Source organism: Cochleicola gelatinilyticus (assembly GCF_001637325.1).
Classification (GTDB): domain Bacteria; phylum Bacteroidota; class Bacteroidia; order Flavobacteriales; family Flavobacteriaceae; genus Cochleicola; species Cochleicola gelatinilyticus.
Genome location: NZ_LRXL01000026.1, coordinates 167,517 through 181,810, shown reverse-complemented (window position 1 = coordinate 181,810; position 14,294 = coordinate 167,517). Strand labels below are relative to the sequence as shown.

General features: G+C 37.4%; 12 protein-coding genes. 5 read left to right on the top strand and 7 right to left on the bottom strand.

The window, feature by feature from the left end; translation table 11 throughout:
- Positions 1 to 31 precede the first annotated feature (31 nt).
- From ULVI_RS02765 to ULVI_RS02755, 3 genes are read right to left on the bottom strand one after another with little or no spacing between them, the layout of a single operon-like run.
- Positions 32 to 3,076 carry a DUF1028 domain-containing protein gene (locus ULVI_RS02765; RefSeq protein ID WP_068589512.1) on the bottom strand — a complete coding sequence of 1,015 codons (3,045 nt, stop codon included), beginning with the start codon at positions 3,074 to 3,076 and terminating at the stop codon, positions 32 to 34.
- Positions 3,077 to 3,107: 31 nt separating this feature from the next.
- Positions 3,108 to 3,941, bottom strand: coding sequence for a hypothetical protein (locus ULVI_RS02760; protein ID WP_068589509.1), 834 nt, complete (start codon positions 3,939 to 3,941; stop codon positions 3,108 to 3,110).
- Positions 3,942 to 3,952: 11 nt separating this feature from the next.
- Complete coding sequence (locus tag ULVI_RS02755) at positions 3,953 to 4,771, bottom strand: hypothetical protein (RefSeq protein ID WP_068589506.1); 819 nt, start codon at positions 4,769 to 4,771, stop codon at positions 3,953 to 3,955.
- Between the two features lie 186 nt (positions 4,772 to 4,957).
- Between ULVI_RS02755 and ULVI_RS02750 the strand changes: the two genes are divergently transcribed.
- From ULVI_RS02750 to hemL, 3 genes are read left to right on the top strand one after another with little or no spacing between them, the layout of a single operon-like run.
- Positions 4,958 to 5,875 carry a 1-aminocyclopropane-1-carboxylate deaminase/D-cysteine desulfhydrase gene (locus ULVI_RS02750; protein WP_157632554.1) on the top strand — a complete coding sequence of 306 codons (918 nt, stop codon included), beginning with the start codon at positions 4,958 to 4,960 and terminating at the stop codon, positions 5,873 to 5,875.
- A 1-nt stretch (position 5,876) separates the two neighbouring features.
- Complete coding sequence (locus ULVI_RS02745) at positions 5,877 to 6,740, top strand: glucosaminidase domain-containing protein (RefSeq protein ID WP_068589503.1); 864 nt, start codon at positions 5,877 to 5,879, stop codon at positions 6,738 to 6,740.
- Positions 6,741 to 6,749: 9 nt separating this feature from the next.
- Entirely contained in the window at positions 6,750 to 8,039 is a 1,290-nt protein-coding gene (gene hemL, locus ULVI_RS02740) for a glutamate-1-semialdehyde 2,1-aminomutase (RefSeq protein ID WP_068589500.1), read from the top strand.
- A gap of 60 nt (positions 8,040 to 8,099) precedes the next feature.
- Here hemL and ULVI_RS02735 read toward each other — a convergent pair whose 3' ends face one another.
- The 3 genes from ULVI_RS02735 to ULVI_RS02725 form a co-directional block, all read right to left on the bottom strand.
- Entirely contained in the window at positions 8,100 to 8,453 is a 354-nt protein-coding gene (locus ULVI_RS02735; protein ID WP_068589497.1) for a hypothetical protein, read from the bottom strand.
- An 84-nt stretch (positions 8,454 to 8,537) separates the two neighbouring features.
- Positions 8,538 to 8,984 (bottom strand): hypothetical protein, encoded by a 447-nt coding sequence (locus tag ULVI_RS02730; protein WP_068589494.1) that lies wholly within the window; start codon positions 8,982 to 8,984, stop codon positions 8,538 to 8,540.
- A gap of 123 nt (positions 8,985 to 9,107) precedes the next feature.
- On the bottom strand, positions 9,108 to 10,385 hold the full coding sequence (locus tag ULVI_RS02725) for a fibronectin type III domain-containing protein (protein WP_082830771.1): 1,278 nt from the start codon (positions 10,383 to 10,385) through the stop codon (positions 9,108 to 9,110).
- A gap of 178 nt (positions 10,386 to 10,563) precedes the next feature.
- Between ULVI_RS02725 and ULVI_RS02720 the strand changes: the two genes are divergently transcribed.
- Complete coding sequence (locus ULVI_RS02720) at positions 10,564 to 11,862, top strand: prenyltransferase/squalene oxidase repeat-containing protein (RefSeq protein WP_068589492.1); 1,299 nt, start codon at positions 10,564 to 10,566, stop codon at positions 11,860 to 11,862.
- Between the two features lie 235 nt (positions 11,863 to 12,097).
- On the opposite strand, the gene ULVI_RS02715 is transcribed toward ULVI_RS02720, so the two are convergent.
- Positions 12,098 to 13,564, bottom strand: a complete 1,467-nt coding sequence (locus tag ULVI_RS02715) for a hypothetical protein (protein WP_068589489.1) — start codon at positions 13,562 to 13,564, stop codon at positions 12,098 to 12,100.
- Positions 13,565 to 13,806: 242 nt separating this feature from the next.
- Between ULVI_RS02715 and yiaA the strand changes: the two genes are divergently transcribed.
- Positions 13,807 to 14,238: an inner membrane protein YiaA gene (gene yiaA / locus ULVI_RS02710; RefSeq protein WP_068591325.1), complete on the top strand. Its 432-nt coding sequence runs from the start codon at positions 13,807 to 13,809 to the stop codon at positions 14,236 to 14,238.
- Positions 14,239 to 14,294: the final 56 nt, after the last annotated feature.

Sequence of the window (14,294 nt, the reverse complement as noted above, 5' to 3'; positions counted from 1 at the left end):
TCAGGCTTTTAAATTTAAGGGAATTGATGTGTTATAATTTCATGACCTTTTTAGTAGTCGATCCACTTTCTGTAGTAATTTTAATAAAATACATGGCAGTAGTTAGATTTGAAAGATCTATAGTGTTGTTGTTTTGTACATGGTACTTTTTCTCACTTACTTTTCTTCCTTGAATATCATAAAGTTTAACGCTGGTCACAACAGTATTTGGAGCTACAATATGCACTTCATTTTGTGTTGGATTAGGGTATACACGAACTGTATCTAAATTGGTTTCGTTGGTGTTTAAAATGGTTTGATCTCTAAAGATTACGGTAAAGCGGTTAGAGAACGTCCCTGCATTGCTGGTAAATTCATAATCGGTTTCATTTAATAGAGTTTGCGTGCTATTTAAATTATCGATAAGAATGATATCGGCATTTTCAAGGTTTTGTCCATTAAAATCATGAAGTGATACACGGTAAGTCACATTTTCTTCAACTTGAGTTGAGAACCCTAATGAAACCGAGTCGCTAAATTCAAACAATTTTCTTCCTTGAATTCCTAGCTCTTCACCAGTGCTTAATTCTGAGTAAAGAGAAACTGGTGTTGCTAAACGAGAAATATCTGCTCCCTGATCAAATTGATCTGTAGTGACGTTGGTGAATGCTACTCCAGTAGTACTTCCTATATGATATGTATCGTTGAAAATATTGATCCATAAGCGATCTCTAATTTCTTCATCTCTATTAAATGTGTCATTATTATCGACAACACGCATGCTGTTGTTAAATACAACATCGGTTCCCGATACCGCCTTCACACCAAACCCTTGCCCTGAAGCAATATACTTGTTTGGCGTAGCGCCTCCGTTTGCTGCTGGTAATCCCATTTTTAACACGTCATTATACAAAGAGATATCGCCCATACTATAGTTGTTAGCGTTGTATCCATTATACGTATTTGAAGGACCCGTTAAATGATTCCAAAGATACACTACCTCAATTTCATCATTAACTCCCATAAAAATCTCTGCGTCGATAGCAGATGCATAAGGATTTCCTAAAATGTTCGGACTTGCATTTTGGGTTCCGTTGTATAGAATATCGAAGGTTACTTCTCCATTGTTAAGCGTACCTTCTGCGCTAGTTTGTTCAAAATTAAAAGTATAATCTGCTGGACCTCCAATTGTAGGAGTGGTTTGAGGCATTACTAAATATCCTTCTCCCGGATTCATGGTGCCTGCATAGTGTAGCCAGTTATTTCCGTCATTATCTGCAAAATTTGAAGCTCCTGGATAGTTATCCTCTACTTCTGGATGTGGAATAAAATTTCCAGTAACGTGATTTCTAAATTGAATAGGTGCTCCAAATGCATCTTTATTTTCTGTCGTCATCATACTCGCACCTATAAAGAATCCTCTGTTTCCTATGTCGGTAATTCCTTTTTGTACTGAAATTGTACCATTGTTAATTACAGTCGCACTATCATCTAATTGCACAAGACTTCCCCCATCTTCGATAACAAGCGTACCGTCGATCGTGATATCACCGTCGATCAAAATATGTGTTCCAGAAGAAATTGTTAAGGTTTTCTCTGTATTTACAGTAAGCGTACAAGCTTCAATGTTGGCAATCGTTGTGTTGTAATTTTCGTTTATAATGGCAGGGCGGGTTGCAATTGGAAGCCCATTTGTCCATCCTCCAGAATTATATTGTGTTGCGATAGTACATGGAATTTCAGTCACTGTAATATTTACATCATCAACCGCCATGTCACTAGCAAAACCGGCACCTGTGGTTGCATCGAATCGTAGTTTCACAGTTCCACCTGCAAATTGGCTTAGGTCTATCGTGGTATCATTAAACCAACTAGCTCCTTTATTTCCAGATTCAGACCAGAGCTCTACCCAACCTGTACCGTCATTTGCGGTTACCTTTAGTGTTCCCATATTCGCACCAAACATATGGTAATCGAAACTCATAGTTGCAGTATGGTTTAAAGGAATTTCAAAACATGGAGATCCCATGACCACTCTATTTTCAAATCCTTGATTATTGATATCTGAAGCTTCCACATATGCATAAAGTGTACCTTCATTAGCTCCATTTGGACCTGTATTGCTTGATAGTGTTGGAAATCGACTTCTAATCCACGAACTGTTAGTACTGCACGTTTGTTCTTCTTCCCAAGATTTTGTTTCAAAATCCATTATATAAGGAAATGTGTTAATTGTTTCACGACATAAAGGTGTACTAACTGCAGCGTCATAACTACATTGAAGTACATCAATTGGCTCAACTTGGGCAATATTCGGATAAACAGAAATGTCTATATATGGGTTGTTTAAAGCATCTTGAGGGCGTAGAACTTTAATAAATGAAGCTCTACCGCTAATACCTTCACCTTGACATCGATTATCTCCTCCAACTCGTTTAGCGCCTTGTAAAGCAGCCATGAGTTTGTGCGCTAGGGTTCCGTTGGCATTCTCGAAAGCGGCTCTCATATCTTCAAGTAAATCCTGACCGTTCTGCGTGTCTAGAATATTTCCTTGTACTGAGAAATAAAAACCGTCATCACTCGCTTGTAAATCATTTGCATAATTTCCATTAGAATTTCCTGTAAATCCTGCAGTTCGAACTGTGCCAGCACCGTCGATTCCAACAATACCGTATTGCCTGTTTGCAATGGATCCTCCAGTATTAACATCGTTATTTCTAAGCCAATTAATAATTTGAGCAGGAGTATCTCCATTACGCATTCTAGCTCTTGCGTTAGCTTGATTGGTTGCATTATAGGCAGCCTGAGAGTGGATAGCTCCTAAAAGCGTACCGTCGTTGGCGCGAATAATATCATTTAAGAAATCTATTTCGCCACTGTAACAACTACAACCAGCACCACCAATTTCGCCGGTATTCGAGTCGTAAGCAACAATAGAGAAGGTGTCTCCTTCAGAATCTCTTGAACGATCTATTTCAACAAGATCTGATTTTTCTGAATTAATTTTAGAACTTTTGTTAATTGCCAAAACTGAAACTGAAGCCAAAGCGACAACAGCTAGTAATGCTGAAAAATTGCGGGGTAACTTATTTTTCATAATATAGATTTTAATAAATATAAATTGGGGGTTAATATTGTCTTAATAAGGTTACGGTCATGTAGGCGTTTTGGGCGTTGTCGATCGTGGGTAAACCACCTTCATACACATCGGTACGAATGCCCCATATTCCGTAATTACCATTTACGATAAAATCAAGGTCTCTAGTGTCTTGATTTACTTGTCTCCATTCTCTCACAGCGGCAAAAAGGTTATAGGATTGACCCTCAACCATATCGACATTATGGATTATAGTGGTTTGCTCTCCAAGAGCTCGAAATGCTCCAGGAGTTGTTTTTGATATTGATTGGATAAAGCTTTCAGAAACTTTAGTACCATCTACATATAACATTACAGACCCATACCCAAGAGCCTTTCTTGAGGAAAATCTTCCATAAGGTGCCGCATAATAAGCAGTGATATGAACTTGATAGAGTCCAGTATATGGAGCTACAATAGTTTGATTTAAACCTGGAATAATATAGGTGAAAGATTGGTTTGCAGATCGCACCGCTGAGGTTTGTTCAAATTGTCGAGTGTAGCCTTCATTGTACAGTCGTACCCATTCGGTACCATCATAAAAATAGAAACCTTCATTTACTCTATTCTCACCAATGCCTGAGTCTGCTGTATTATAAACCCATAAGCCTTCAGGTTCAACTCCAGTAATTGTAGTATGATCATCTCTGCCAGTTAATGCGACTCTAGGTATCATAAACCCTTTATCTTCACTGTCTAACTGCAACATTGCACCATCGGCAGCGTCTACACCACCAATAACTACTTGCGAATGTAAGGTGAGAGACGTTGAAATAACTATTACAAACAATAATAGCTGCTCACGAAATTTTTGTGAATGTATCATGAATGTATGTTTTAAAATTGCTTGATAAGTGAAATACTCATAGTGCCTCTTTGAGCATCGTTAACACTGCTAGCGCCTGAATAGCTACTCGTGTTTTTTCCATAGTACCCTCTAGAAACATTATTTGTTTTCCATTCTCTTCCTCGTACTTGAAATCGGTATGTTTTGGTTACATCAAGATCAATGTTTACGAGAATTGTAACACTTTGTGCTAAATTATTTACAACAGTCCCATTAACACTTTTCGAAGTGGTTGTTACATACGCCTCTTTAAGAGTAGAGAGCGCTCCACCGTTTTCACTTACCGCTAAACTTATTGAGCCTTGTGCTGCGCCATCGTAGGAGTTACTTATAAGATTTCCTGCGGCGTAAAAACCATGTATTATAATTTGGTACGTTCCGCTAAAAGGTACTGTGATAGTTCCAGTATTTAAGCCTGGTAAATTTGTGTAAACTGTAGAAAGTGCACTAGCCCTTGCTTCACTTGTTTGATCATATTTAAGAGTATATCCTTGATTATAGAGTCGTCTCCATTGTACTCCGCTCCAGTAATAGAAACCTGGAGTAACTTGTGTTGCTAAGGGGCCCGCAGTTACTGTATTGTAAACTAACAAACCAGTAGTAGCTGAGGGAGTAATTGTGGTTACATCGTTGGTTCCTGTAAGTTCAACACGCGGCATTAAAAAACCTTTATTAGAACTTGAAACATCTAACAGAGCACCGTCCGCAGGTGTTGTTGTATTTATTCCTACTTGGGCATGGCTGCCGTATAGAAAGAAAATAAATAAGCATAAAAAAGCGCAAAGATTTGCAGAACTATTTTTTCTCATATTAATTGGGGCATGATTAATAATTGTCAATGATAATTATATTGTCGATTAAAAACAAATTAAATCGATTAAAAGCAATATTTATTAACAAGTTTTCAGTAGTCTGTAAAATATATATTAATTAAGAATAGGTATTGTCGTATTTTATACCTGAGTAAAATTTTTCAGATTAGCTTTGCAAACACTATGAATTTATTCCCCGAAATGATTTCAAATATGGCCATTAAGCATCCTGTTCTTGAAGATGCTTCAGTTTCACTATTTTTAAAGCGGGAAGATCTAATTCATCCATTTGTCTCAGGGAATAAATACAGAAAATTAAAATACAATCTACAGCAGGCTAAGGTTGAAGGTAAAGATGTACTACTTACCTATGGAGGTGCTTTTTCTAATCATATAGCGGCTGTTGCTTCGGCAGGAAAAATGTTTAATCTAAAGACCATAGGGATTATTCGTGGAGAAGAACTTGCTGATAAACCATTAAATTCAACCCTTCGTTATGCAGAAGCCTGCGGAATGCAATTGCATTTTGTGTCTAGAGAAGCTTATCGATTAAAAGAAACGCCTGAAGAAATTCATTTACTTCGGAATGTATTTGGAGATTTTTATCGTATTCCTGAAGGCGGTACCAACGCCTTAGCGGTGAATGGCTGTAAAGAGATTATTACTGAAAAGGATAAAGAGTTTGACTATCTAGCGGTTTCAGTAGGAACGGGAGGCACCATGGCAGGAATTATTGAAGCTTCAGATGAAACACAAGAAGTGATTGGTTTTTCTGCATTAAAAGGAACCTTTCAGCTTTCAGAAATAAAAAAATACACTTCTAAAAACAATTTTATGCTTACCGATCGTTATTGTTTTGGAGGCTATTCTAAAGTCACTCCAGAGTTAATTCAGTTTATAAATTTATTTAAAAAAAATACAAATATATTACTGGATCCTGTCTACACTGGGAAGATGATTTTTGGAATTATAGCTATGGTAGAAAGAGGGTATTTCAAAAAAAATAGCCGTATTTTAGCCGTTCATACGGGTGGACTACAAGGAATTCCTGGCATGAATGTGAAATTAGAAAAGAAAAATTTACCACAAATTATCGTGTGATATGAATGTAAAAATAGGTACACTGCTTATTATACTATTACTATGCTTTACAGGCTGTAAATCTAAAAAGGGGGCAACTGGTTATAAAAAAGTACCAAGATCCGAAAGAATTAAAAGACCCGTAAAAATTGCTGGAACTAAAAATACCGCACCAGATAAGGTGGAAGAGTCTCCTACAGTGGTAGTAGTGCCCGCAACAAACGCAAGTTACGATGAGGTGGTTGCAGCATATATTAGCAATTATGGTACAATCGCTAAAGAAGAAATGGAGCAATATGGCATTCCTGCCAGCATTACGATAGCTCAAGGAATTTTAGAGAGCGGCGCTGGTAGAGGGGAGTTAACTAGAAAAGCAAAAAATCACTTCGGAATTAAATGCCATAAAGGATGGACAGGAGGGCGCGTTTATCACGATGATGACGCATCTCAAGAATGTTTTAGAAAGTATGATGATCCTAAACATTCTTACCGTGATCATTCGCTTTTTTTATCGGGAAGAAGTAGGTATGCTGACCTTTTTACATTTAAAAAAGATGATTATAAAAGTTGGGCAAAAGGATTAAGAAAAGCGGGTTATGCCACAGATCCTAAGTATCCAGATAAATTAATAAGCATTATAGAACGTTATAATTTAGCATTACTCGATGATGCAGTTTTAAATAAAACCGGTAAAGGGATGCTTCCTGTAGCCTCCCACACTTCTACCGAAAGACATTCAAGTTCTACGTACACTGTTATTAAAGGAGATACGCTTTATAGTATCTCTAAACGTTACGGACTTTCTGTCGATAGGTTAAAGCAACTTAATGGCTTGACCTCTAACGAAATTTCAATTGGACAAAAACTAATTACGTCCCAAAATTAAACCTATAGTATGATTTACAAACGAAGTAGTGAGCTTTTTAACGAGGCACAACAAGTTATTCCTGGTGGAGTTAATTCACCTGTAAGAGCATTTAAAGCTGTTGGAGGAGATCCTATTTTTGTTGAAAAAGCAAAGGGGGCTTATCTTTATGATGTTGACGGAAATACTTTCATAGATTATATAAATTCTTGGGGCCCTATGATATTAGGGCATGCTCATAATCCTGTTGTAAAAGCAGTTTCTGAAGCTGCAGAGAATGGTACTTCTTTTGGAATGCCTACCGAAATTGAAACTAAAATTGCTGCTTTAGCGGTTTCTATGGTGCCTAATATTGATAAAATCCGTTTTGTGAATAGTGGTACCGAAGCCTGTATGAGTGCTGTAAGACTGGCACGGGGCTATACTGGAAAAGATAAGATAATAAAATTTGCAGGTTGTTATCACGGTCATAGTGATTCGTTTCTCATTCAAGCAGGAAGTGGGGCGGTTACCTTTGGAACACCTAACAGTCCGGGTGTAACGAAAGGAACAGCGAAAGATACCTTGTTGGCTACTTACAACGATATTGATAGCGTTCGGAAACTTATTGCTGAACATACAAATGAGATTGCTTGCATTATTATAGAACCAGTTGCAGGGAATATGGGGTGTATTCCACCGAGTGAATCCTTTTTACAAGACTTAAGACAAGAGTGTGATAAAAATAATATCTTATTGATTTTTGATGAGGTAATGACTGGTTTTAGACTGGCAAAAGGAGGCGCTCAAGAACTCTATGATGTAGCTTGTGATATTGTAACCTTCGGAAAAGTAATTGGTGGAGGACTTCCTGTAGGTGCATTTGCTGCGAGAGATGAATTCATGAAAATGTTGGCGCCAGAAGGACCCGTTTATCAAGCAGGGACCTTAAGCGGTAACCCATTAGCTATGGCTGCAGGATATGCGATGCTGTCTGAATTAAATTCGAAGCCAGAATTGTTCACTTCACTAGCCGAAAAAACAGCTTATTTGCATGAGGGTATCGCAAAGCAATTAGAACAAAATAACGTAGTGCATACTATAAATCGTGTAGGATCTATGATATCGGTGCATTTTTCTGAAACACCCGTGACTAATTTTGAAACTGCTGCTCAGGGAAATAACGAAACCTTTAAGGCTTTTTTCCACGGCATGCTCAAGGAAGGAATTTACATTGCTCCAAGCGCTTTTGAAACCTGGTTTATTACAGAGGCGTTAAGCTATAAAGATCTTGATAGAACCATTGCTGCTTGCGGAAAGATAGCAGCAACATTGCATTAAAAAAAATCCCTCTAAAACATTCGTTAAAGAGGGATTTCTTCTTTTTAGGAGAAATTATATTTATCCTTTTTTCATTTTAACCCAACTTTCATATTGTTCTTTAGTTAGGGTTTTTTTCATGTTTTCGTCAAGCGAGCTATCAAACTTCTTTTTGGAAGCTACTACGGTAGGGTCACTTGCTTTTTTTCCATTAACATGCTTCTTATAATTAATTTCATTTGCAACTAAAGCTCTGAAAACAGCACGGCTTTGTTCTCCGTTTAAGCTCAACTGCTCTGTTAATTCGGCAGTTTGTTGTTTTGCAATAACCTCAGGTCTATCTTGGTCCTGCGACAATTTAGTTTGTGCTGTAGTAGTTTGTATACTTAGCACCATTGCAAATGCGAAAGCAATTCCTGTAATTAGATTTTTCATTTGTTTATTGTTTTTGAGATTACTAAAGTAACCAATTTCTAAGATAATATCCAAAAACTGAGCCAAAAACAGGAATCGATTTAATTATTTTTTTCTGTTATTAGACCGTTTTCCTTTCTTTCCCATGTGTTTTCTACGTTTTTTATCCATCTGCTCCCATTTTTCAAATTGTTCTTCATTTAAAATCTCTTTCATTTTCTTCTTCATGGCAATTTCTTGATCTAAAAACTGCTGGCGATTTTCAAAGAGTTGATCTGCCGTTTTATCGGTAGTTTCTTTTTTCTTTGCCATTACATCTTTTCTTTCTGAAATAGCTTGCGTTAAAACCTTAGTAATTTCAGTTTGTTGTTTTTCTGAAAGATCTAGCGCTAATGTCATTTTTTTAGCTTTTAACTGCGCTTTTTGTTCAGGAGAAAGCGATTTCATTTTTTCTCGCATTTCTTTTCGGTTTTCTTTTCCTTCTTTCATGCGATCTTGCGCAAATGTGCTCATGCTTATTAAAGCGATGCATACAATTAATACCTTTTTCATAATTTATTTTTTTTATGTTCAACGTTGTTTGGACGATAAAAATGAAAAAAGGTTTAATTTAATTTGTTGAAATAGAAAAAGCCACCTACAAAAGATGGCTTTAAAATATCTAGATAGCAAAAACTAATCTTCGATTGCTTCGAGGTATGTTAATAGCATGGCAACTGCTTCTTCATGAACTATGGTGCGACCCAACTGTGGCATTCTGTAGGTGGGTGCCGTACTTTGTATTCGTGCTTCTATTTCACCACGATTTGCATAAATACCAGTATCATCGAAAGGAGTTTCAAATCTAAAATCGATATCAAAATTACTTACTTCACCTCCGGGTTGGTGACAATGTGCACAATTTACATCCATATAGGCGCGTGATCGTTCAAAAACATCCCATGTTGCTTCATCGGTCCAATCGGGCAGGGTGCTTACTAAGGAGCTTGAGCTAAGTCCAGTAAGTAATCCGTTATTAATAAAATAGTCTAATTGATTTTCGTTAATAGTTTCATTATCTGGATTAAAATTCATGCTTCGTAGCTTCATTCCGATAGGAAACACCATGTCATTATTGTTATGGCACGTGGCACAATCCTGCTGTGAAGGAATTTCATACGCTATATTCTGAGTAGCTCCATCACTATCGATATAACTAATCGCTTCAATACTTCCCAATTCGCGATAGGTAGCTTCCGTTTGATCTGAATTCCAAATGTAATTCCCAGTTTTCCATGAGCCCTGAATTTTCAGAAAAACACGTGTTTCAATAAGTTGCTTCCCAAGGTTAGGGTCACGATCATCAATGTTATAATAAAATGTTTTTGCAATAAGTGTATTGTCTGGAAATAAAGGAAGTAATTCATCTCCGTTATATTCCATCGATTTCCCTTCAGGAAGGCGGATTAAGCGTTGTTTGGAAGCGTAATCGGTAAATAATGTGCTGTTAATCTCATACAATTGAACCCCTTCCGCAGGAGTAATTTCAGAAAGAGTTCCCGTGAAAATACCCATTTCAGAAAGTGTTTCTGTAAAAGCAATTGGTGTTAGTGCCGTAGTTACAGAAAGAGTATTGCTGGCATTCGATTCATTGTTTTTTGCATCAGAAGCAGTTACGTAAAAAGTATAAGTTGCATCTTCTTCTAAATCGCTAACTAGAACCGATGTGGTTTCTAGATTGTCTAAAACAATTACGTTGTCTTGATACAGCGTATATCCTGTTACCGCCACATTATCGGTTGCTGCTCCCCATGAAAGGCTTATCGAATTTTCAGAAACCGTCGTAGCCTCTAAGTTAACGGGAGCCGTTGGAGCTTCCATATCGGTTTCCTCAACAGGTACATACTCATCATCTCCTCCACAGGCAGTAAGCATGCACAGTGCCATACAAAGCAAAGCGTAGTAAGTTTTCATATTTTAAAGTAATTTTCTCTAAAAATAGAAAATTCGGTTGAAAGTGAGACCATAAGCGTGTTAATTCTAAACTACCTCGAATGGGTGGTTCCCTCATCAAAAACCTCGATTCCCTCAGGGGTGTTTTTATAATGAAAGGGATTGCGATAGTTTCGGTACGAATTAAAACTGAAACGCTATGAAAACAAAATTGATCTTAACTGCATTTCTTGCCTTGGTAGTTAGCACTTTTTTATTACTCGATTTCTCCACAGAAAGCTACGCAGAAACCAAACGAACTCTTGAGCCTATTGAAGGGTGTGTTTTTATGACCACTATGGGGGAACAATCTTCGGAAGGATTTAATGTTTATAAAACTAATGAAAATCTAAACCTGTCGGTACGCGACGGACTCACATGGCTGGCGGAGGCTCAATTAAAAAATGGTGGGTACGGGGCCGGAAGTCACAATGCGCAGAGTATTCGAGATCCACATGCTGTCGAAGCAGATCCTGCCACGACTTCGATGGTTGCTATGGCTTTGTTGCGCAGCGGTACCACCTTAAAAACTGGACCCTATGCTGAGAACCTTCAGAGGGCATTGCAGTTCTTATTAAAAACAGTAGAAGAAAGTTCGAGTGATAGCCCTTTTATTACTACTGTTCGAGGTACTCAGATTCAAACAAAATTAGGTGAAAATATCGATGCTGTATTAACGGCTCAGTTCTTCTCAGCTTTGTTAGATCGCAACGTGAAAGGGGCAGAAGAAAAGCGAATAGTACGAGCATTAGATCGCTGTATCTCGAAAATTGAAAGAGGAACCGATGCTTCGGGAAGACAAAACGGAGCAGGTTGGGCAGGTGTGTTGCAAAGTGGATTGGCAAACAGCGCGTTAGAAGCTGCAGAAGCTGTGGGAGTAACTGTAGATAAAGATGTTTTAAAGCGAACCAGAGACTATCAAAAAGACAACTACAATGCTTCTTCGGGAGCAATAAAGACCGAAGACGGAGCAGGGGTAATGCTATACTCGGTAAGTGGAAGTGTTCGTGCAAGTGCCAAACAAGCCCGTAAAGCTGAAGAGGCAATTAAAAAAGCTTCTAAAAATGGTGCTATTCAAGAAGAAGCTGTTACAGTATCTAACCTCGAAAAAGCTGGGTATTCGAAACCCGAAGCAATCGAATATGCGGCTTCTTACAATGTGTATCAAGCGGCGAAAGAGACTGCCCAACAACAAGATGTGCTTAATGGATTTGGAAACAACGGGGGAGAAGAGTTTTTAAGTTTTCTGCAAACGGGAGAGTCTTTAGTGGTGAATAAAGATAAAGATTGGAAAAAATGGTACGATGATATGAGTGGACGAATTCTAAAAATTCAGAATGAAGATGGTAGTTGGAATGGGCATCATTGTATAACAAGCCCAGTGTTTTGCACAGCAACTAGTGTTTTACTACTAACCGTAGAAAATGACATCGCATATCTTCGTAAAGTAGGAGCTTAGCGTGAAAATTTAAGTAGTAGGTTGGATGAACGCCGTTCGTGATTTCAATAGAAATATTGAGCTTTTTTGCCGAGAAGAGTTATATGCGAATGGCGTTTTTACTAAGGTCTGAAAGTAGTTTCCTTTTTTCGAGACAAATACTGTAATTCATATTTATTAAAAACATCACTAACATTCCCGAAGCGATTTCGGGCCACCTATGCCAAAAGGATGGAAATAATGGTAGTGGTGTTTCTTATTGTGCTAACTTCAATGTAGTTTCATACAATGAGGTTTGTTCCATCTTCGATTTCAACCAAGCATAGAAACTCATTACGAAAATATCTTCTTGTTCTTTCCCAATCCATTCGAACGAATTTTCAACCTTATTTTTAAACTTTTCTGAAGTTACTGCCATTGGGTTTTCGTAATATAAACGCACCAATTTCATAAATTGAATCACCCTATTTTCTCCTACTTTTTTAAGCCGTTTTCCAAACCGTTTATTAAAACTCTCTAAGCGCGTTAACACCAAATCTAACTTGTCTAATTCCATAAGAAGTAAAATTTCGATGATGTTTTTCTTTAGTACCCAGATCCACCCTGTTTTTTTTTCATACCATCGATCACTGTGCTGAAAATGCTTCAGTATTGCATAGGCTTCCTTGTAGTTATTTTGTTGAAAATGACACATTACAAGAGTAAGTTTTATGTCTAGCGAATCGCCTTTATATTTTTGAAGTAGTGAAATGGCATTACTGGAAGCACCTGTGTAATTTTGGTTTAGCGCTTTTAGAACAGTCCATTTTTCAAGAAAACGATTGTAATACGTGCTATTCTGTTTCAGCATTTGCGTTTTCATGAGCGTGGTAAATTCCGAAGAAGCTCTAAAATTTTTATTTCTGAAATTAGTGATCGCCATTAAATTGAGAATCTCAATATGATAATACAAATGTTTGTCTTTAGTGAGGGTTTCTTTTTGTTTTTCTGAAACAATCTTGTACAAGGTGAGCATGTACGGAGAAATTTGATGGTAATCACTTTGAAGCGTAGCTGCTGTGGCTGTAATATTAAGAAGCTGGTACAATGATTTAAAGGTAAGTGTGGTGTCGACTTCAATATTAAATTTAGAAAATGCCTCAAGGATAATTTCGTTTACGGGCTTTGTGGTATTCGACTTAAGTTGCGCTTTTATACTCGCATATGCCATGTTAAGATGTTGTTCACGTTGCACTAAGTGTAGGTTGTGTTGCGTTGAAGCAATAAGCTCGTTTAAATCCCAATATTCATTGTAATGGGCATACTGTATTTTAGTATGATTAATTTCGGCAAGAAGGGTGTACACATCTAATGATAAGGCAAGTTTTTCTGCCTTCTGAAGGGTTTTAAATGCAATCTTATATTCTTTGTATTCAAAGAAAATACGAGCAGCTAGAAGGAATTTAAGAATATCCATTTCTTCGCTCGTTTCTTCTGAAAATCCTTTTGTAGCGATAAAATCTATCAACGCGTCCTGAAGGCGTTTCGATAAGGCGTGATAGGCATTTTTGGAAGGTTTTCCGTATAGCTCTTCATCGATTTGTCCTTTAAAATCTTTAGCGATTAACTGAAAGAGCTGTACGTTCTTTGTGTCTCCTCGACGATTCTTTTTGTTAAGAAAAGCCACGAATTCTTTTCGGTCTGCTTCAGAAAGGGTATGTATTATTTTTGAAATTGTGCTCATTTAATCGTAAGTTATATGAAAACAGCTGTTTTTAATTTCAGTAGTAAACACGCTAAAATTACTATTTTAATCGTAAGTGTTAGGATTATTTTTCTTTTTTCAATGCCATCGATTGAAGCATCTTTGTTTTAGAATCGAAATAAATTCATTTAAAACTTAAGATTATGGAACATGAGATTTCAAATTCTCCGATCATGGGAAAATCAGATAAAAAGCCCGTAAATGCATCGCTTATTGAAAACATGAAAAGTGAAACTAAAAAGAACCCAACATTTAGCTGTAAGCCAACTCCTGCTTTTATATCGGCGAGTTGGACCGCTTTATTCGCAGGGATGATCTCGTACTGCATCGGATTATGGAATGCGGACATGTGGCTGAATGAGAAAGGCTATTATTTTACGATTTTGCTCTTTGGTTTGTTCTCTGTGGTTTCTGTACAAAAAAGTGTACGAGACCGCATGGAAGAAATCCCAGTAACCGATATTTACTACGGAATTAGTTGGTTCACGACCATCGCATCTATTTTATTACTCATTATCGGACTCTGGAATGCGGACCTCGAGTTAAGCGAAAAAGGATTCTACGGAATGTCTTTCTTGTTAAGTTTATTTGCAGCCGTTGCTGTTCAAAAAAATACACGGGATGTTCAATGGGCAAATCAGCAGGATAGATAAGCTTGGTAACAACAAAAGCTCCAAAGGGACATAGGTTCCTTTGGAGCTTTATTAAT